Genomic DNA, 20,364 nt, shown 5'->3' with positions numbered 1-20,364 from the left:
CATGATGAAACGATTAATAGCCATTGTGATGATCCTGTCAGGTATAGCAATCGCAGGATGCAAAGTAGCAGCAAAGAAAAATCAGCCTTACTCGGAATGGAGCTTCCAGTGCAGGGAGACCGGTGAATATTTTTATGAAGACGATGGATTGCTCAAAACCGGCAAACAACCTGCTGACGACAGTTATCGCTGGGTGATGGAAGCTACTGATTCTGCGCAGGTGCGTATGCGCAATAAAAAGACAGGCCATTATCTCAGCGTTACCAGTGATGGCAAAGTGGTAAGCGCTGCTGAAAATAATGCTGCAGAGATAGCCACCACCTGGAATTTCAAAGGATTCGATATCCGGCATATGAAGAATTGCAGCTGGTATACGCTCACCAATCAGCAGGCCGGCAATAACAGGATACTGGCCCAGGAAGCAGGAAGCCTTGTGCTGAAAACCAGTAACCGGAATACCGATTTTTCAACTCACTGGACGGTGGTCCGCGAAGCAGGCAGTCCATTACCTTTTTCTATTTTTTCAGATAGCGTGGTGGACGCTTCTTTTCTGGGTGATCGTGTTTCGCGCGCCATATCCGATTCATTGATCCTGTCCGATTATCATGGAAAGGGACATGAATGGAAACTGAAAAAAGATATTACAGCCTTCCCCCGTTTTACAGCTAAGGACAATACGATGCTGGTGGCCCTGTACAATATGGCCCTGGAAGAGATGCAGCTGAATCTTCGTACAGACACCACTTTCATGACAGGAGCGCTCTGGCCTGATACCTGGACGCGCGATGTGGTATACAGTATTTATTTTGCCTTTTCCTGGATCCACCAGGATATTGCTGTACGCACTCTTCGCAAGCAAACCCTGAAGAATCCAAAGGAAGCCTTGCAGGATACCGGTACTGGCGGATCCTGGCCAATTTCCACCGACCGCGTGGTATGGGCACTGGCCGCCTGGGAGTATTATTTGGTAACAGGTGATAAAGCATGGCTGGCAGAAGCGTATGAGAGTCTCCGTTATACTGCCCAAAAAGATATTCATGTTGCTTTCGATGAAAAGATTGGCCTGTTCCGCGGGGAAGCCTGTTCCATGGACTGGCGTACGCATACCTATCCCAACTGGTTCTCCAATGAGAATATCGGTGAATCATTTTCCAGCGGCACCAATGCATTGCATTTCTTTTCTTATGAATTCCTGCGGAAAGCTTCAATGATCCTGGGAATGGAGCAGCAGGAAACAGACAAGTGGAAACAATATGCCGGCCGTATCCGTGAAGGCCTGAACAAATATATGTGGGATGACAACAAAGGATTGTATGCCGCTTATCTCTATCCGGCGTTCATGAACTATCGCCGTTCTGACCGTGTTGATATCATGTCTAATGGTCTGTGTGCATTGTTAGGTGTTGCAGCACCGGGGCAGATAACAGGTATCGTGGATAAGTATCCGTTATATCCCTATGGAGGAGCGGTATTGTTTCCTACCATTCCCGATGATTTTGCCTATCACAATAAAAGTATCTGGGTGGTTTGGCAAACGCCGTTGCTGTATACTGCGGGGTCTGTTGGTAATATGGCCGTGGCCAGTCATCTCATGAAATCTCAAATACGCCAGGGCGCCATGTTCCTGACGCACAAAGAGAATATGACCTATGAAACCGGCTTCGATCAGAATACTGCACTGAATTCAGACCGGCAATTATGGTCGGTAGCCTCCTATATCAGTATGGTATACCGGATGCTCTTTGGAATGAATATGACAGAGGAAGGGTTGGCTTTTTCGCCAACAGTGCCGGCAGACCTGGTACATGGAGAGATCAGTCTGCAGGGATTCAAGTACAGGAATGCGGTGCTGGATATAACGGTAACAGGTACTGGTAATAAGGTCCGCCGGTTAACTGTCAATGGTCAACAACAGTCATTGCCTTTTACGCTGCCTTCCACCGCAAGTGGAAAGTTCGAGATCCGGATCGAAATGGAGGAGGGAGCGAAGAATAATAATATGAATCTGGTGGAAGCCGGTCCGGAAAAATGCTGGTCGCCGGTTGAACCTGTTCTTCAGGAAGCTGATACTGTCATCAGCTGGGAAGCTTTGCCGGGACTGACTTACAAAGTGGTTGGGCCTGGATTGGAAGAGCCCGCAACTGCTCCGTATTCACTCAAAGGCAGGCCGAATGGTTTCTATTCAGTGTATGCAGAAGATGGCAAAGGTTTCAGGTCGGATCTTTCTGCTCCAGCGATTCATTCATCATTCACGGCACGTTATGAAGCGGAGAAGAGGGCTGGCAACAAAGGGATCGCAGCGGAAGCAAAAGGTTTTTCCGGTTCGGGTTATGTGCGTGATCTCTCAAGCAGCCCTGCACCAGTCAATTTTGAAATTGAACTGCCACAGGATGGCGATTATCTTATTTCGCTACGCGGGTCCAATGGACATGGCCCGCACGATGTGTACTGCTTTATCCGGTCAGTCTTCTTCGATGGTAAAGATGCCGGTACTTTCATACTGGAGTCTTCAGGCAATTGGGAAACCTGGACAAATTCCAATCAACTGCTTTTGAAGAATGTGACGAAGGGAAAGCATATTGTACATTTGAAGCTGAATCCCGAGCAGAAAGGTTTTGATAACAATATGTCGTTCTCGCGTAAATACATGAATGATGCTTATATTGATTGTTTGAATGTGATGATGCAATAGAAATCCCGATAAAAGCGAGCGGACACTTACTCTCCGGATAGTTGTTTTTTATTGCTCTGTCCAATCTTTTAGGTTACTTTAATGAGAATCCCGGAATCAGAAATGATGTCCGGGTTTTTATTGCACTTTTATCATGGCGTTGGAGGAATAAACTTGAAAACTGATAAGTAGTACTTGAAAATTGATCTTGTCCCATTTTCCTTTTTTATCATAGTTTGCGGCGACTATTTATTAAAAGGAAATATTGAATACAGCTTCAACATATAATGAAAAGGACCTGCTTCTTCGCATTGCGGCAGGGATGAGCAGGCTTTTGGGCAGTTGCTTAGAGCTTACGGCGAAACCGTGTATTCCCAGGCGATAGCCTATACCAAATCGGCGGAAATGGCGGAGGAACTGACGCAGGACGTTTTTTTGCGGGTATGGCGCAACAAGGAAAAACTGCCGGACCTGGCTAGTTTTGAGAACTGGCTTTTTATTATAGCCCGCAATCTTATTTTCGACTCTTTCAGAAAAAAAATACAGGCGCCAGTACCTGCCACTGTGGATACGGATCCGTTAACACCGGCCCTGCAAATGGAATACAAAGAATCCTACCAGCTATTGCTAAATGGCATTAATAAGTTGCCCGAAAAACGACAGCGGGTATTTCGTATGAGCCGCCTGGAAGGAAAAACGCATGAACAGATCGCCGAAGAACTGGGGATCAATAAAGTGACAGTGGCTCAATACATCGTATTATCCCTGAATTTTCTGAAAACATATCTAAAGGAAAATACCGGAAATACCATTCTTGTACTCATATTACTTCGCGGGTGGTCATAATTTTTCGGGAAGACCATTTTTTTTATTCAACGCTACTTAGTCAATTCCCTTTTACGCCGTCTTTATAGTACAGACAGATTTATGACCAGAGACAGATTCGCATTATTAATGGACCGCTACCTGCAGGAGTCGCTTACAGAACCTGAAAGGCAGGAACTGACCGCTGCACTCGGGAGCAGGTCCAATGAAGAGCAGGCCAGGGAGCTGATCCTGGAGCATCTGAAGAATGGGCAGTTCAATTTTGAGCCAGGACTGGAAAAATTGTATACTCGCATCGAAAACCAGTTAAATAGTGAGCCGCCACGTATCTCAGCCAACCGCCTTCATTTTCTGCGTAGCCGGTTTTTCCGCTATGCCGCCGCAATAATTATACTGATGGGTGGCATCATCACCGCTATTGTTGTGTCTCCTGATCGAAAATCAACTAAATCTGATACAGTATTAGCGCATATCGTTCCAGCAGATATCCATCCCGGAACCAATAAGGCGATGCTGACTGTTGACAATAAAAATATTGATCTTTCTTCTGATAAAACAGGTATTAGGGTTGGCAATGACGTTACGTATGCGGATGGTGAAAAATTATCCGAATCTGGCACGATGATAATGCTTGCTACTCCCAATGGCGGGCAGTACCAGATAGTATTACCAGATGGTACCAAAGCCTGGCTGAATGCTGCTTCCAGCATTAGTTTTCCGTCTGCATTTAATAATGAAAACAGAAAAATAAAAGTTACTGGTGAGGTTTATCTGGAAGTAGCGCAAAACAAAGCAAAACCATTTTGGGTTGATGTGGACGGACAATCATCCGTGCAGGTGTTGGGAACCAGCTTCAACGTTAATTCATACAACGATGATGGCTATATTAAAACGACCCTGATAGAAGGTAGTGTAAGCGTGTTGCCAAATAATACCCCTACCATTAAAAACTATTCAGTCATCCTAAAACCCGGACAACAGGCACTGCAACCAATTGCGTCGGGAACAGGAGATAAAGACCTTCAACAATCTGGCAAGATCATTTTAACCACCGCTGACATTAACCAGGCTTTGGCCTGGAAAAATGGAATATTTGATTTTAATGGACTGGGAGTCCGTGCGATGATGGCTCAACTGGCGAGATGGTACGATATTGATATTCGCTATGAAGGACCTGTTCCTGCTAATATTCTAAAAGGGAAAATGTATAGGAATGAGCAGCTGTCTTTTGTGTTAGATGGATTACGCGACATGGGGATTAAATGTAAAATGGAAGAAAAAACATTGATAGTACTTTAGATAGTGTTGATGAAAAAGGCTAATGATCTAAAATAAAGAGTACCCAAACAAAAAGCCAGTAATGCGATAACATCACTGGCTGGATGTCTGGGGTAACATAAAATAGTCCCGGGAAGGACGGTATTACATCACCCAAACAATACGAAAGTATGCAAAAAACTGCTTTTTGTGGCTGGTCGGCTCGTGGGAGCAATCGTCATTTCACCCAAACCCTGTTAGTTATGAAACTAACGACTTTATTTTTAACCCTTGGTTTTCTCAATGTGAGTGCCAAAGCTGTCTCTCAAAATGTGACATTTTCCGGAGAAGAAGTGCTCCTCGAATCGGTGTTTTTCTCAGTAGAAAAGCAGACGGGTTATCTTTTCTTATATGATAATTCTATAAAGGAATTGGCAAAACCCGTTTCTTTATCTGTTAAAGATGTTTCAATAGAAAAATTTCTTGAAATAGTCTTTAGATCTCAACCACTTTTGCAATTCAAGATTGGCAATAAAACTATTTTGGTTTCTCGCAAACCTGGTTCCGACCGTAGACCTGAATCAACCGGAACATTGAATCTTTTAAAGGATACGCTGATTAAAGTCAAAGGCTATGTCGCAGGATTGAATAACCAACCGCTTGCCGGGGCAACCATTCGTATAAGAGGGAAGAATGGTACTACGATTAGTGACGATAAAGGTTATTTTGAAATCAATACAACACCGGGCAGTAAACTGGTGATCAGTTATATTGGATTCCATGAAAAAGAGTTGATAATCAAAAATGCTGAACCAATCAGAATTAAGCTGGTCCAGAAAGAAAATAATATCGAAGCTGTAGAAGTGAAGTTTAATACCGGCTACCAGGAGTTACCACAGGAACGGGCTACAGGAAGTTTTTCCCATATAAATAATGCAATGCTCAACAGAGCCGTAGGAGGCACCATTTTGGAGCGGCTGGAAGGAATTGCAAACGGCCTGCTGTTCGACCGCAGCACACTTGCGGGGGAAGATGTAAAAGGTAAACCTGAAATTCGTGTGCGGGGATTGAGTACAATTGAAGAAAGCCTGAGAGGTCCACTTATTGTACTTGATAATTTTCCTTATGATGGTGATATTAATACAATAAATCCAAATGATATAGAAAGTATTACTATTCTTCGTGACGCAGCAGCAGCCAGTATCTGGGGCGCCAGCGCGGGCAATGGTGTTATCGTAATAACCACCAAAAAAGGAAAGTATAATCAACCGGTAAGGGTTACGTTCAATAAAAACATTACTGTATTTGAAAAGCCTGATCTCTTTTATAATCAGAACTACCTGCCGGCTCCTGTTGTAATGGCGGCGCAGAAGGAGCTGTTCACGCGGGGTGCTTATACTATTAACACCCAAACCCTGTTGCCCTCCTATGTTGAACTATTGATCAAACAACGGGATGGACTGATTGATCCGGATGATTTTACGAAACAGGAAACCATTATGCGTAATAACGATCTCCGGGCACAATCTTCACAATATCTTTATCAACCCGGTATTAACGACCAATATGCAATTGGAGTAAATGGGGGTGGCAACAACCATAAATATGTATTGTCTGCCGGGTATGATCAAAACAGGAGCAATGTTGTATTGGATAAAGACAGCAGGATCAATGTAAGTATTCAAAATACATTCAGGGTAAATCCTGATCTTGAAATAAGCGGCTCTGTATGGGTTACTAAAAAACAGGAAATAGATAATGGTCTGTCGCATCGGGATCTGAATTTCTTCAACAATGCAGGTTTTGTTGATATTTACGACAGAATTGCAGATGAGCATGGAATGCCAACTGCCATAGCAAAAGCATATCGCTCTGCATACCGGGACAATGCTGAAAACATAGGTTTATTAAACTGGCAATATAAACCAATGGAAGACAGATACCTGGTTGATAACCGCACTGTCTCGCAGGATTTACGGTTGAATACAAATATTAAGTACCGTTTTTTCAAAAGTCTTAATGCCGAATTAAGTTATCAGCATCATACTAATAGTAGTAAACAGGTGTCATTATACGACAAGACCAGTTATTATGTACGTAATCTGGTAAACAGGTATACACAGACGAATGGCACAAAAGTTATACCGCATGATGCAATAAAGATGTTTGATGGTATTAGAGAATTATCTTCTCATTCAGGAAGATTGCAATTGAACTACCGTGAAACAATTGCAGGTGAACACGAAATTTCTGCACTTGGTGGTGTGGAGATACGTGAAAATGTTAGCGGCACGCAACCCGGAACTACGCTATATGGTTATAATAAAGAAACATGGCAGGGGATAGCCCGGTACGACTATATTACCCGCTATCCGGTACGCCCAACCGGAACGGCACAGATACCGTTTTCAACCTCCACCGATACAAGGATCATCAACAGGTTCTTATCCTATTTTGGTAATGCTTCCTATACTTATTTGCAACGGTATAGTTTAAGTGGCAGCATGCGCTGGGATGGCAGTAATTTGTTAGGCGTAAAGAGCAACCAGCGCGGCACTATGCTTTGGTCTCTGGGAGGCAGCTGGGATTTGCACAGGGAACATTTTTATGACGTCTCCTGGCTTTCCTACCTGCGGCTAAGGGCAACTGTGGGTAGTGCAGGCAATATCGACAAAAGCCAGAGCCACTATCCCACTATCTCCCTCGGCACCTATGCTGAAAATGGGTTATCGGTTGCTACCCTGAGGCACCCCGGTAATCCCTACCTCCGTTGGGAACAGGTAAATATTTCCAATTGGGGAATAGATTGGAGAATATTGAATAATCGTATTTCGGGTAGTTTTGAATATTATAGCAAACATGCCAAAGATTTGTTGGGGAATAATATGATGGGCCCTACTACGGGCGTCACCACCAATTATAAAATAAACTATGCTGCATTGCGTACCCTGGGAATGGATATACAAATCACTTCCCGGAATACGACCGGAGAAATAGGATGGACAACTACCTTATTATTGAATTATAGCAGTAATAAAATAACACATTTTAATAAGCCCGCTGTAAGCAATATAGCCGATTTCCTTACTACAGGACGACCTCCTGTTGAATTGGGAAAATCAGTAGACCTGATCTATGCTTTACCCTGGTATGGCTTAAACCCCTTAACCGGCCAGCCACTTATTTACCTTAATGGCGAGGTAAGCCATGACTATGCAACATATTACAATTCATTAAGCAAAAATGATATTCTTATTTCTGGGGTAACTGTTCCTCCTTTTACCGGCACGATAAGAAATAACCTTAGCTGGAAAGGTCTGGAACTAAGCGCCATTGTAGCATTCAAAACAGGATATGTATTCAGAAGAAAATCTATGCTACCAGGAAGAGAATATTCCGCCACCGCCGCGCTTTATCATATGGATTATTTTAAAAGATGGCAAAAACCGGGAGATGAATTATTCACGCAGGTGCCTGCATACTCGCCGGATAATATCAACCAGCGATGGGCTGTTTATATGAATTCTGAAGAGCTCATCACAAAAGGAGATGCCATTCGCCTGCAGGATGTTAGTGTAAGTTATTCGATAAACGAATCGATTGCCGGAAAAATACATGCAAAAATGATTCGTATATATGGTTACGCACGAAACCTGGGCATATTATGGAGAGCTAATAAACACGGCATTGATCCTGATTTTCCAAACGCCGATTACCCTGCACCTAAATCATTTGCTATAGGATTGCAGGTTGAATTTTGATAGTAGCAATGAATTTTTCTCAATTTAATCTTAGTAAATGATGATCATAAGAAAGCTGGTATACCTGCTTATGCCAATTTCACTAACTGCTTGCTCCAAAAATTTTTTGGACAAAAAATCCGACCAGAGCCAACGTGTTCCCGCTCATGTTAGCGAGTATGCAGCATTGTTGGATAATAAGAACATGAATGTGAATGGTCTTAATTTAAATGCTTGCGGATCGGATGAGTATTTTATTACCGAAGCTCAATATAATTCTTTCCCAACAGGCATTACCACTTTATATGAAAGAATGGCTTACGATTGGGAGGGCGACATGTCCCTTGCAGGTGAACAGGCAGGAGTAGACTGGAAGGACAATTATAATCGGATTATGCAGTGTAACCTGGTATTGGAAGGCCTTGATAATTTAAATAATGTTGATGATCAACAGGAATTTGACCGCGCAAAAGGAACTGCTTTGTTCATCAGGTCTCTTAACTTTTTTCATTTAGCAGAACAATATTGTTTAACTCCAACAGTATCCGAAATGGAGCAGGCACTGGGAATACCTCTCAAGTTAGAAGTAAATTTCGACAGGCAGGTAAGCCGGGCTACTCTAAAAAAGACCTATGCGCAGATCATTGATGACCTTACAGCTGCGATATTGTTATTACCTGTTTCTTCAAATCATACTACAAGGCCGGGGAAAGCAGCGGCGCACGCTTTACTGGCAAAGGTCTACCTCATATTGAATGAGTTTGATAAAGTAGAAATGCATGCTGCTGAAGCAATTAAGATCAATCCTTATTTGCTCGATCTTAATAAAACGGAAAATGTAAATACGCAGCCATTTCCTTCTCTATATGAGAACAGGGAAATTCTGTTTCATGGTCAGTTGATTGAGCTCACTATGCCTGGTATGATGGACCTTGATCCTGAACTGGCTGCTTTATATAAGGATGACGATTTGAGACCTGATCACTATTTTAAAAATGATGGAAACAACCGCGTGTCTCTTTTTGGAACTTACGCGGGATTCAATGATTTTAGCCGCCCAATACTGTTTTCAGGATTAGCTGTTGACGAAGTGTATCTCCTGCATGCAGAGGCTTGCGCCCGTCAGTCAAAATTAACAACAGCGTTGGAGAGTTTAAACTTTTTAAGAAAACATAGGATAGATCGCAGTAAATATATTGCGCTGTCTAGTACAAATAAAGACGAAGTATTAGTGTGGGTATTGGAAGAACGAAGACGGGAATTGGTGCTGAGAGGGAATCGTTGGGGCGATATAAAGCGACTTAACAGAGAGCCCCGGTATGCCAAAACGCTTGTCAGGAACAATGGCGCTGTGCAACGTACTTTACCTCCGGGAGATTTGAGATTCGCATGGCCGCTGCATGAATATGCTATTATTTATGATAAGCTGGAACAAAATCCCCGGTGATTGAAAAAACAAAAAATAAACGGATGAAATATTGTAGTAAAGTTTTGGCGTTGACCGCTTGTGCTCTTCTGATCTTTCAATCTTTTGCTTATGCTCAACAAAATAACACAGAATCATTATTGGAAGATTTTATTTCAAAAAAGGGATTGGTGATCGGAGATAGCTTACCTCCTGCGTTCTGGGATATTTCTCTTCCGCTTGTACATCATCCGAACAAAGATAGTTCGGTTCGCCTGAGTGATTACTCTGATCGACTTCTGGTTCTCGATTTCTGGGCATTTTATTGTACTCCCTGCATAGCTTCTCTTGATAAATGGCAACAACTCGAACACGTATTTGAGAATAAGGTAAAAGTTATTGGGATCTATTTATTTGATGCGCCAAAAAGAGCTGAGCCCTTTGCAAAAAAGAGAAACTGGGATATGGCCATTGCCGCCGGCAATAAAATGGACACTTTACTAAACCAGCTTTTCTATGCAAGAGGACGATACGGACAGGTTTGGATCAAAGACGGAAAGCTACTGGCAATTCCAAAGAACAAAATAGTGAACGAAGCTCTCGTTGGTAAAGTACTTGCCAGGGAACCAGTGGAAATTGAGATGGAGGTTTCGCATACTTATTTTGAAAATTCATGTGACCTCTTATTGATGAACTGAACCTGTTGTTAGGTGTATCGCCAATTACTGTAGTGAGAACTCCAGTAGTTGGCGATTCAATATTGAACAGGAGGCTTTCAGGCAGAAATTTCCTTACATTTGTTTGCATTCTATTTACCTTTCCTACCATAATTATATCAATTTCTTTACACTATCAACTGCAGGAGCCAACTATCCCTTGCTGACCGCAACATCAGATATTGAAAAAGCATGGCTGCGCGAAATAGCCGCCGGAGACAAGAACGCTTTCCGGAAATTATTCGATGCATATCGGATACAGCTTTTCAATTTTGTTTATGAATTCACACATTCCGCGGTAGATGCGGAAGAGATCGTTCAGGAAACTTTCCTGAAGATCTGGGAGAACCGTGATGCCATGGGCCAGGTTGAAATGCCCCGGGCATTCATTTACACCATCGTTCGCAATCATACCTATAATTACCTGAAGAAGCTGGCCAGGAGTGAACAACTCAGGCGCGAAGTTTGGGCCAATATGAATCAAACTGTGTCCGACGCTGAGCATCTTTTACTGGCAAAGGAAAGTCAGAGGCTGATCGATGAAGCTGTGGCTGGCTTATCCGAAAAAAAGCAGGCGGTATTCAGGATGAGCCGCATGCAGCAACTAAAACATGAAGAAATAGCTGCCATCATGGGACTTTCTCAAAGTACCGTCAAAAATATCCTCGTGGAAACGCTCCGGCATATCAGGGAACATCTGGCCAGGCATGCACCCCATTTACTGTTACCATTTATCATCTGGCAAACCTGTTCCATCTCATCATAAAAAAAATGTAGTTTTTTTCAGTCCTGTTTCTTCCGGGGATTGTCTACGTATACAGGGAACCTTTTATCCAACACAATATTTTAATTTTCGGCAATGACGATCCATCAAGACCGGTTAGGCTATCTGCTGCATCGATACCAGCTGAAACAGATCAGTTGGGAAGAAATGCAGGAATTATTCGCAAATATAAATGACGGCGGGAATGAACTGGTTGTACAACAATTCCTGGGGGAAAAACTGGACAACACAGCTGTTGATAGTACGCCCGTGCCGGTTGACTGGGAGTTCATGTTCAGATATGTGACGCAAGAAGAAAAAACTGTAGAGTCTCCTGGCAGCATCCATTTCATGAAACGAACATGGTGGGCAGCAGCAGCAGTTATAGTACTGGCAGGACTTACAGCGATTTGGCTACTGACAGGCAGGCCAGCTTCCGTGCCGGAAACCGTATCTGCTGATCGGACTCAAACCATTATTCAACCTGGCCGTAATGGCGCAATGCTGACTTTATCCGATGGTTCAACGGTTTTGCTGGATACGATCAGGAATGGAGTGGTTGCCCTGCAGGGTGGGTCAAGGGCTAAGGTAGTGAATGGGATACTGGTCTATGAAAAAACCGGTGATGAAATTGCATTCAATACTATGTCTACACCCAAAGGAAGGCAATACCAGCTTGCACTTCCCGACGGAACGAAAGTATGGTTGAATGCCGCCAGCTCTATCCGCTTCCCAACTGTGTTTGCGGGGAAGGATCGGAGCGTGCATTTATCAGGCGAAGCATATTTTGAGGTAGCGAAGAATCGTGAGATGCCATTCAGGGTAATTGCAAGGAACAATGCCGAAGTGGAAGTGCTGGGTACTCATTTCAATGTATGCGCTTATGATAACGAAACCATGATCAATACCACGTTACTGGAAGGATCTGTAAGAATGAACCCGATCTCAACTGCGGCAAATATGGCTGACCCAGGTATGGTGCTGAAGCCCGGACAACAGGGCCGGTTATCGGTTACTGAAAAGGCGCCGGTTCAGTTGATGGAAAATGTGGATACCGATAAAGTGATGGCCTGGAAAAATGGATTGTTCAATTTTGAAGAAGCCAGCTTGCAGGAGATCATGAAACAACTTGAGCGCTGGTACGATATAGAAGTCGTTTACGAGAAAAATATTCCTGAAATCGCATTGACCGGAAAAATAACCCGGGGTGTTACATTGAACAAACTGCTGCCTGCCCTGGCGAAGATGGGCCTGCATTACAAATTAGAAGGTAGAAAACTTATCCTGCTTCCTTAGCAATTTTATTATCCTGTTCGATTTTTTTATTATGGCCTGCCTGTAAAAAACAAACCGGAAGTGTTGAGACCACTTCCGGCGATGTCCAGGTTGGGTTAATAGACGTGAATCCATTTTTTCAACCAAAACTTCCATGAAGGTATGACAAATTCCGCTTCGGGGTTTTGCGCCTCTCAGTCCTGGTTTTCCGACCGGTCTGATTGGCGGCGAACCCCAGCCAAAACGCTGCTGGCTATGAGATCGACAATAATGAGGTCTCATCGTGCTGTCAGTGGCACAACCGTTCTTGCGATGAAACTAACTTTTGTACTGCTCACGCTGGCTCTGTTTTCGGCAAACGCCAATATGATGGCGCAGAAAGTATCCATTAAGGGAAAAGACCTGCAGCTCAAACAGGTGTTTACATTCATCGAACAACAAACAGGTTATGTAGTCTTTGGCAACAAAGAACTATTCGCAGACAGGAAAAAGATCACTCTCAGTGTTGCGAATATGCCATTGACTGAACTGTTGGCGCTGATCTTCAAAGACCAGCCATTCGATTACAGTGTTGAAGACAAAACCATTCTTATTTCAAAAAAGAAAACGGTAGCTACGGATTTACGCCGGTTGCTGCTCCTGACGGATGTTCCAATAAGCGGTCGTGTTGTTGATGCATCCGGGAATCCTGTTCAGGGAGCGAGCATCAGGCTTAAGCCAGGCAATAAAGGCACCACCAGTAATGCCGATGGCAGCTTCATCATTGAACAGGTAGGTAAGGGAGAGTACACTGTTGAAATATCGCTGGTAGGGCACCTGACCATCAGCCGAAAAATAAAGGTCAATGGCAATGAGCAGCTATTATTATCCGGGCTGGTGCTGATAGCGAATCCTGAAACGATGAACGAGGTAACGGTATCGAACGCTGGCACCGGTTATCAGACCGTTCCGAAAGAGCGTGCCACAGGCTCCTTCTCAAGGGTTGATAATAAAACATTCAACAGGCAGGTATCCACAGATGTGATCACCAGGCTGAAAGGGATAGCTCCTTCCATTATGGTAGATGAGCGTGGTGCAAAACCCAGGTTGGCCATTCGTGGCCAGGCTACCATCTGGGGCAATGACCAGCCATTGATTGTAGTGGATAATTTTCCTTATGAAGGGGATCTCAGTAATATAAATCCTAACGATGTAGAAGATATCAGTATCCTTAAAGATGCAGCAGCGGCTTCTATCTGGGGTATACGCGCGGGAAACGGAGTGATCGTGATCAAAACGAAACGGGGATCATACAACAAGCCGATGAACATCAGCTTTAATTTGAACACAACGGTAGGAGAGAAGCCAGATCTGTTCTATATCTCCAAAATGGGTCCGTCTGATTTTATTGATATCGAAAAAATGCTTTTCGAGAAAGGATTTTACAACAATATTATCACCAGTGCTTCCTATCGCCCTTATTCACCGGTGGTTGAAATCCTCAATGATCAAAAGAATAATAAGATCAGCGCAACAGAAGCTGAAGCTATGATCGATGCATTGAGAGGATACGACCTTCGGAAGGACATGGAGAAATATCTCTACCAGCAAACCATCAGGCAACAGTACGCCCTGAGCCTGAATGGCGGCGGTCCCAGGTATTCCTATTATTTTTCCGCAGGCTTTGATAAGAACCGGGAAGCTCAGGTGGGCAATGATTTCAGCCGCATCAGTCTCAATAGCAACCAGGTGTTCAAGCCTGTGGAGAAGCTGGAGTTTACCGTCAATCTTTCGTACAACAGAAGTAACAGGTCATCTGCCGGAGTAGTACAAATGCTTAACAATATGGGGCAGGAGATGATGTACCCTTATGCAAGACTGGTAGATGATAATGGAGAACCGGCAGCAGTAACCAAAACCTTTAGTTCCGTTCTTAAACAAAAAGCTTTATCAGATGGATTGCTCAACTGGGATTTTGTACCACTGAAGGAACTGGAATTACAGAACAACAAAAACCTGCTTACCGAAACCAGGCTTAATGCGGCAGTTAAATATTCTCTGCTGCCACAACTGTCTGCTGAAGCCCGTTTCCAGTATGAGAACCAGTGGAGCAAAACCAGGAATTTGTACGATCAGGACAGTTATACCATGCGTGATCAGATCAACAGCTACACCACATTCGGGAATGGGGTATTGAAACGAAATATTCCGTTGGGTGCACGACTCGACAATTCCATTAATGAATTGAATGCTTTGAATGGAAGATTGCAATTGAACTATGATCAGCGTTGGAAGAAACACCAGGTACATGCGATTGCAGGTATTGAAGTCAGGCAGGTAAGAACCACCGGGAATTCCAGCAGGTTGTACGGTTTTGATCCTGTGGTTGGATCGAGCGCGGCAGTGGATTATGTTTCCAGCTTCAAACTGTATGGTAATGGTTACAACAGTAAAATCCCTAACTACGATGATCATAGCGGAACATTGGACAGGCTTCGTTCTTATTACATCAATGGTGCTTACGATTTTGACCTGAGATATGTATTGTCTGCTTCTGCCCGAATAGACCAGTCCAATGTTTTTGGTGTACGCACCAATCAGAAATCAGTGCCCCTATGGTCTGCCGGCGCAAGATGGAATATCAGCAAAGAGAGTTTTTATACACTGCATTGGTTACCTGAACTGAGCCTGCGGACTACCTACGGCTACAGTGGCAATGTAGATAAAACGCTGACTGCATTTACCACGGCCAGGTTAACCACGAATTACAGCATGTCCATACCTGCTGCAGATTTGCAGAATCCTCCCAATAAGGATTTACGATGGGAGAAGAATGCAATGTGGAATATGGGGATTGATTTCGGACTGGCAGGCAACAGACTGTCTGGAAGTATCGAGTATTTCAGTCGTAAAGGCACCGATCTGATTGGCAATGGCGATATAGATCCTACATCAGGTTATATTTCTTACAGGGGCAACCTCGCGAATATGACTGGCAGGGGAATAGATATCGAATTGAATTCAGTCAATATTCAGGCAGGTGATTTCAACTGGAAAACCACGGCTATTTTTTCCTATGCAAAGGATAAAGTGACAAAATACCAACGCATCACTTCCATCTACAGTTTTATCAGTGTCAATGATAATACGATCATCCGTAATCCTGTTGGTTATTCACCGGTAGCAGGCCGTTCCTTATTTGGCATTTACAGCTATCCATGGGCCGGACTTGATCCTGCAACCGGCCAACCCAGGGGTACCTGGATGGCAAACCTTCTTTGGAATATAGCAAGATCCTACAGTTCCTGGGACAAGACCCGGCTAATAATCTTGTGTACAACGGCAATGCCATCGCTCCTTATTTTGGCGCATTGCGTAATACGTTTGGATATAAAGGGGTGGAGCTTTCTTTCAATATTACCTATCGATTTGGTTATTATTTCCGGCGTAATACCATCATGTACGCATCATTGTATTCCGGTTATTATGGCCATGGAGATTATTATGATCGCTGGCAAAAAACGGGAGACGAGTTGAAGACAAATGTTCCTGCGATGATTTATCCGGGCGATTACCAGGCTGATGATTATTACAGGAATTCAGAAGTGGTGGTGAGCAAAGGCGATCATATCAGACTGCAGGACCTGAGCCTGGCCTACACCTTCGGTCCGAAAACGTTACGGGATCTGCGTATCAAAAATTTTCGTGTGTTCGTCTACGCCAGTAATCTCGGCATTATCTGGAGTGCAAATAAAAAAGGACTTGACCCGGATTTTCCCACACAAAAACCTGTGCGCTCTCTTGCATTCGGCTTGAATGCCGGATTCTAAAAGGGATGAACCAGACGATTATTTATTAAAAGTGTAAGGATGAAAAAGAAAATTCAATTTGTAACAATAGCGCTGATCAGTCTGCTGGTAAGCTCCTGCTCGAAAGGTTGGCTGGAAGAAAAGCAGAATATCAAACTGATAGTACCCACTACGCTGAATGATCTGGACCTGCTGATGAATTCAAGTGAGTTCGAGTACGACGGGAGAGGTGCAGCAGAAACTTCCTGCGATGACTACAACTTTACTCCCGAACAATTGAGCCTGTTCTATTACAATTCAGACAGGGACTTCATTACCTGGAAGAAGGAACGGGACCTCGAATATGGATCATCCCAGTTAAATGAATGGGTGGCAGCCTATATACAGGTGCAGATATGCAATGTTGTATTGGAAGGGCTCGAAACTATCAACAGAACTGAAAAAAACAAAGCGATATATGATCGCCTCAAAGGATGTGCTTTGTTTTACAGGTCCAGGCAATTCCTGAATATTGCAATGGACTTCTGCAAGTATTATGATGCCGATACGGCGCCGGCAGATTTGGGTATTCCCCTGAAACTTACGGCGGATAAGGATGAAAAGATAGTCCGGGCGAGCCTGGAAGCTACTTATCAGCAGATTGTGACAGACCTGGAAACCGCTTCGAAATTGCTGCCTGTAGAACAGATAATCCGCTCGCAGGTGGCCAGGGGCGGCGCTTATGCGTTACTGGCAAGAGCTTACCTGTTCATGGACAGGTATCAGGCTGCTCAAAAAAGTGCTGATTCCAGTTTGAAATACCATTCTTATGTGGAGGATTTCAACCTGGTGAACAATACAGGCACACGTCCGCTTGTGATTGAATCAAAAGAAATGCATCTCAGGTTTTCTGCCATGACCAGGAGTTCATCAAACCCCACTTATGGCAGGATAGCGGACGACCTCTACGATTTGTATGAAAATACAGATCTGAGAAAATCATTGTTTTTCAGAAAGGAAACTGACAACAAATATTCTTTCCGGGGAAGTTATTCCGGTCAGCTGTTTACAGGTACTACCACAGCAGAAGTATTGTTGATACTGGCAGAAACCAAAGCCCGGCTGGGAGATCCCGATGGCGCTATGGATGCCCTCAATATCCTTTTATCCAAAAGATATATTTCCCAATCTTTTGTTCCGCTGACAGCGCAGAACCAGAAGGAGGCACTAGACAGAATACTGGCAGAAAGACGTAAAGAACTTGTAACGAGAGGAATTAGGTGGCAGGATCTGAAAAGACTGAACCGTGATCCTCAGTATGCGAAAACGCTTACACGCACTATCGGTTCGGAAACCTACAATTTGCCTCCGAATGATCCGCGCTATGTATTGCCCATTCCACAGTTTGTGATCAATTACAACGGTATTACACAAAATCAATATTAATTAACTGAAGTCTTAAAAATAAGATAATGAAAAAACTGGCATTGATCTCTTTGTTCTCATTCATTTACTGCATAGTAACAGCTCAGGGTATTACTAAGATTACCGGAACTGTGGCTGGCGCTGAAGACAGCATTTTGAAAGTAACTTTGCGAATGTCCGATCCGTTTCTGATTACGAGGGAGTCGTTAACAACTTATGAAATGGAGGTGGGGAACGGCAAATTTGAATTTGCATTCAATATCAGCAAACCAACCAATGTATCTGTTTTCATAAATGATAAATTTCTTGTTTTTCCCGGTGTATATGAAATGCTGATGGAGCCTTCCGATAGTATTCATGTGAGCGTACCGGAGATGAAAACTGCCGGACATTTTGGATTTGGGATCGTAAATATAGGATTTTCAGGAAGGGGCAGCGATAAGTTGAATATGACCAAAGCAGCAACAGGGGCTATGCTGGATCTTTTCAATAAGGACCCAAAGTATGCATTACAATCCCTGACTTATAAATATGAATCCAGTGACAGGAAATTCAACGCCATAGATGCAGCGTTGAAATCATTTAAAGGAAATATTTCTCCACAGGCCAGGGATATTATTAAGGGGCAACTGTACGATGGCGTTTTTTATATGCTGTTCATCAGTTCACTACAAAGTGAAAATGATTCTCTCAGATATTTGTTCAACAAGTATATCGTACAGAAAAAAAGGATCGATGTTTTCTTCAAATCAAATGTGATCTATTATCATGGTGGAGCTGCGGTATCCGACTATATTCAATTATCGGAGTTCAAAAATCCTTATTATGTTGGAGGTGATGTTTTCAGACAGGATAGAAAACTGGAATTCGCCAAGATGGCAATGAAGTACCTGAAGGATAAACCAATTGTCAGGGATTACCAGTTATCGCGGCAAACACTGACATATGTAGAAGCTAAAATGGATAATCCTGATGTAAGAAAAATGTACCAGTTCTACCTGGACCAGGTGGATGCTCGCAATCCTTTTTTTAAACAGGTAAAAGCCATCTATGATCATGCGCAATCCAATTTCAGGACCGGCACGCCCTTTTACAAATTTGCTTTGCCTGACTCAACAGGAAAAATCCACCAGTTGGCGGACTTCAAAGGCAATGTGGTGGTAATGGACTTCTGGTTTAATGGCTGCGGAGGCTGCAAAGCAATGGCCCCTGCAATGGACGAGCTGGAGGAGGAAATGAAAAACGAAAATATCCGCTTCGTTTCTGTAGGGGTTGATGAGAGGAAATACTGGCTGCAGGGTATTGGAAAATATTCAGGAAAGAAAACATTGCAATTATATACGGAAGACCAGGAACAAAAACATCCGTTTATCAAACACCTTAATCTGTATGCTTATCCGCAGCTGGTTGTGGTGGACAAAAATGGAAACATAGCCGGTATCCCGCCTGATCCACGGACTGATAAAGTTGGCTTCAGGAACTTTGTAAGGAAATTCATGTAATCACTTATTGAAGAACTGAACTTTTTGTTTGGTGTATCGCCAATTACTGTAATTAGTATTGCAGTAGTTGGCGATTCTTTTTATTATTCAGGAGGGCAGGCTGAAAACAAAAAAGAGAGACCGATTTCTCGATCTCTCTTTTTGTTGCCGGAATTGGAGAATTTTCGAACCATTTTCTCAATGATTTGAGGCTATTGTCCATTGCAATTGAGTAGAGTTAGTGATCATCCGGTAAAGACTGGTATGTTACTCAATACCTTTTCTGTTTTGCAATAATTCTACGGATTTGATGTTTGGAACTCTGCAGATCCGAAGGTTCTTACATTGCAGGTCCAATCTGCCTTTGTAATTTCGTTTCCCAAAAATATTCTAATTTACGCCAGCAATCATTAATGCTACATATTGGGTAACGGCAACTTACAGATCGAGGACGATGAGAGAGACTTGCTGGAGCAAGTTGCTCGTGGCGATGAGCGGGCATTTTCCATTATCATGAACCGCTATGCCAACCGTATTTACTCATACCTTATTTACTGGTTGAAACAGCCTGAGCTGGCTGAGGAAATCCTCCAGGACATATTTACCAGCCTTTGGAAATACAAGGATACCATCACAGGGATTGATAATTTCCCCGGCTACATATTCGTGATCACAAGGAACAGGGCCAAAGCCGCTTTAAAACAGAAAATGCTGGGTAGCCAGCCAATAAATCCCGACCATCTCTATAAACTTACCTACGGTCAAACCGGGCAGCAGGAGCTCGAATCCAAAGAACTGATGGAGATCCTTCAACGGGGTATTGACCAATTGCCGGCACGCCGAAAGGAGGTGTTCTTTCTCAGCAGGAAAGAAGACCTTACCTACGAAGAGATCGCCCAACGCCTGGGCATCAGCCGTAGCGCGGTACGACAACATATTGTGGAAGCGCTTGTGTTTTTAAGGCACTATCTGAAAAAAAATGCCGGTATCATTATTTCTATCCTGGCTGGTTTTGTACTGTAAAAAATATTTTTTCTTT

Annotated in this window: 13 protein-coding genes; all 13 read left to right on the top strand. The window is 43.4% G+C overall.

Translation table 11 applies throughout. The annotated features are described in order from the left end of the window. Position 1 precedes the first annotated feature (1 nt). The 13 genes from FSB84_RS00585 (at position 2) to FSB84_RS00525 (ending at position 20,348) form a co-directional block, all read left to right on the top strand. A complete protein-coding gene (locus tag FSB84_RS00585) occupies positions 2 to 2,692 on the top strand; it encodes a hypothetical protein (RefSeq protein WP_207234324.1) in 2,691 nt (896 codons plus the stop codon). Between the two features lie 321 nt (positions 2,693 to 3,013). Next, the gene (locus FSB84_RS00580; RefSeq protein WP_147121999.1) at positions 3,014 to 3,517 is read left to right on the top strand and encodes an RNA polymerase sigma factor; all 504 of its coding nucleotides are present in this window, start codon (positions 3,014 to 3,016) and stop codon (positions 3,515 to 3,517) included. A gap of 81 nt (positions 3,518 to 3,598) precedes the next feature. Beyond that, complete coding sequence (locus FSB84_RS00575) at positions 3,599 to 4,795, top strand: FecR family protein (RefSeq protein ID WP_130543506.1); 1,197 nt, start codon at positions 3,599 to 3,601, stop codon at positions 4,793 to 4,795. A 149-nt stretch (positions 4,796 to 4,944) separates the two neighbouring features. Beyond that, the gene (locus FSB84_RS00570) at positions 4,945 to 8,514 is read left to right on the top strand and encodes a SusC/RagA family TonB-linked outer membrane protein (RefSeq protein WP_130543507.1); all 3,570 of its coding nucleotides are present in this window, start codon (positions 4,945 to 4,947) and stop codon (positions 8,512 to 8,514) included. Between the two features lie 37 nt (positions 8,515 to 8,551). Continuing rightward, the gene (locus FSB84_RS00565; protein ID WP_130543508.1) at positions 8,552 to 9,940 is read left to right on the top strand and encodes a RagB/SusD family nutrient uptake outer membrane protein; all 1,389 of its coding nucleotides are present in this window, start codon (positions 8,552 to 8,554) and stop codon (positions 9,938 to 9,940) included. Beyond that, positions 9,937 to 10,596, top strand: coding sequence for a TlpA family protein disulfide reductase (locus FSB84_RS00560; protein WP_147121997.1), 660 nt, complete (start codon positions 9,937 to 9,939; stop codon positions 10,594 to 10,596). Before FSB84_RS00565 ends, FSB84_RS00560 begins: the two co-directional genes overlap by 4 nt. A 103-nt stretch (positions 10,597 to 10,699) precedes the next feature. Next, the gene (locus FSB84_RS00555) at positions 10,700 to 11,380 is read left to right on the top strand and encodes an RNA polymerase sigma factor (protein WP_225979948.1); all 681 of its coding nucleotides are present in this window, start codon (positions 10,700 to 10,702) and stop codon (positions 11,378 to 11,380) included. A 93-nt stretch (positions 11,381 to 11,473) separates the two neighbouring features. After that, a complete protein-coding gene (locus FSB84_RS00550; protein WP_130543510.1) occupies positions 11,474 to 12,673 on the top strand; it encodes a FecR family protein in 1,200 nt (399 codons plus the stop codon). Positions 12,674 to 12,907: 234 nt separating this feature from the next. Continuing rightward, positions 12,908 to 16,168 (top strand): SusC/RagA family TonB-linked outer membrane protein, encoded by a 3,261-nt coding sequence (locus FSB84_RS00545; RefSeq protein WP_158643731.1) that lies wholly within the window; start codon positions 12,908 to 12,910, stop codon positions 16,166 to 16,168. Further along, the gene (locus FSB84_RS00540; RefSeq protein WP_158643730.1) at positions 16,165 to 16,461 is read left to right on the top strand and encodes a hypothetical protein; all 297 of its coding nucleotides are present in this window, start codon (positions 16,165 to 16,167) and stop codon (positions 16,459 to 16,461) included. Before FSB84_RS00545 ends, FSB84_RS00540 begins: the two co-directional genes overlap by 4 nt. A gap of 39 nt (positions 16,462 to 16,500) precedes the next feature. Further along, positions 16,501 to 17,865 (top strand): RagB/SusD family nutrient uptake outer membrane protein, encoded by a 1,365-nt coding sequence (locus tag FSB84_RS00535; RefSeq protein ID WP_130543512.1) that lies wholly within the window; start codon positions 16,501 to 16,503, stop codon positions 17,863 to 17,865. 26 nt (positions 17,866 to 17,891) lie between these two features. Next, a complete protein-coding gene (locus tag FSB84_RS00530) occupies positions 17,892 to 19,346 on the top strand; it encodes a TlpA family protein disulfide reductase (protein WP_130543513.1) in 1,455 nt (484 codons plus the stop codon). A gap of 402 nt (positions 19,347 to 19,748) precedes the next feature. Then, complete coding sequence (locus FSB84_RS00525; RefSeq protein ID WP_130543514.1) at positions 19,749 to 20,348, top strand: RNA polymerase sigma factor; 600 nt, start codon at positions 19,749 to 19,751, stop codon at positions 20,346 to 20,348. The last annotated feature ends 16 nt before the right edge of the window (positions 20,349 to 20,364 follow it).

The sequence above is a fragment of the Pseudobacter ginsenosidimutans genome, assembly GCF_007970185.1.
GTDB lineage: Bacteria > Bacteroidota > Bacteroidia > Chitinophagales > Chitinophagaceae > Pseudobacter > Pseudobacter ginsenosidimutans.
Note: the sequence above shows the minus strand (reverse complement) of the source record. Positions and strands in the feature narration are given on the sequence as shown.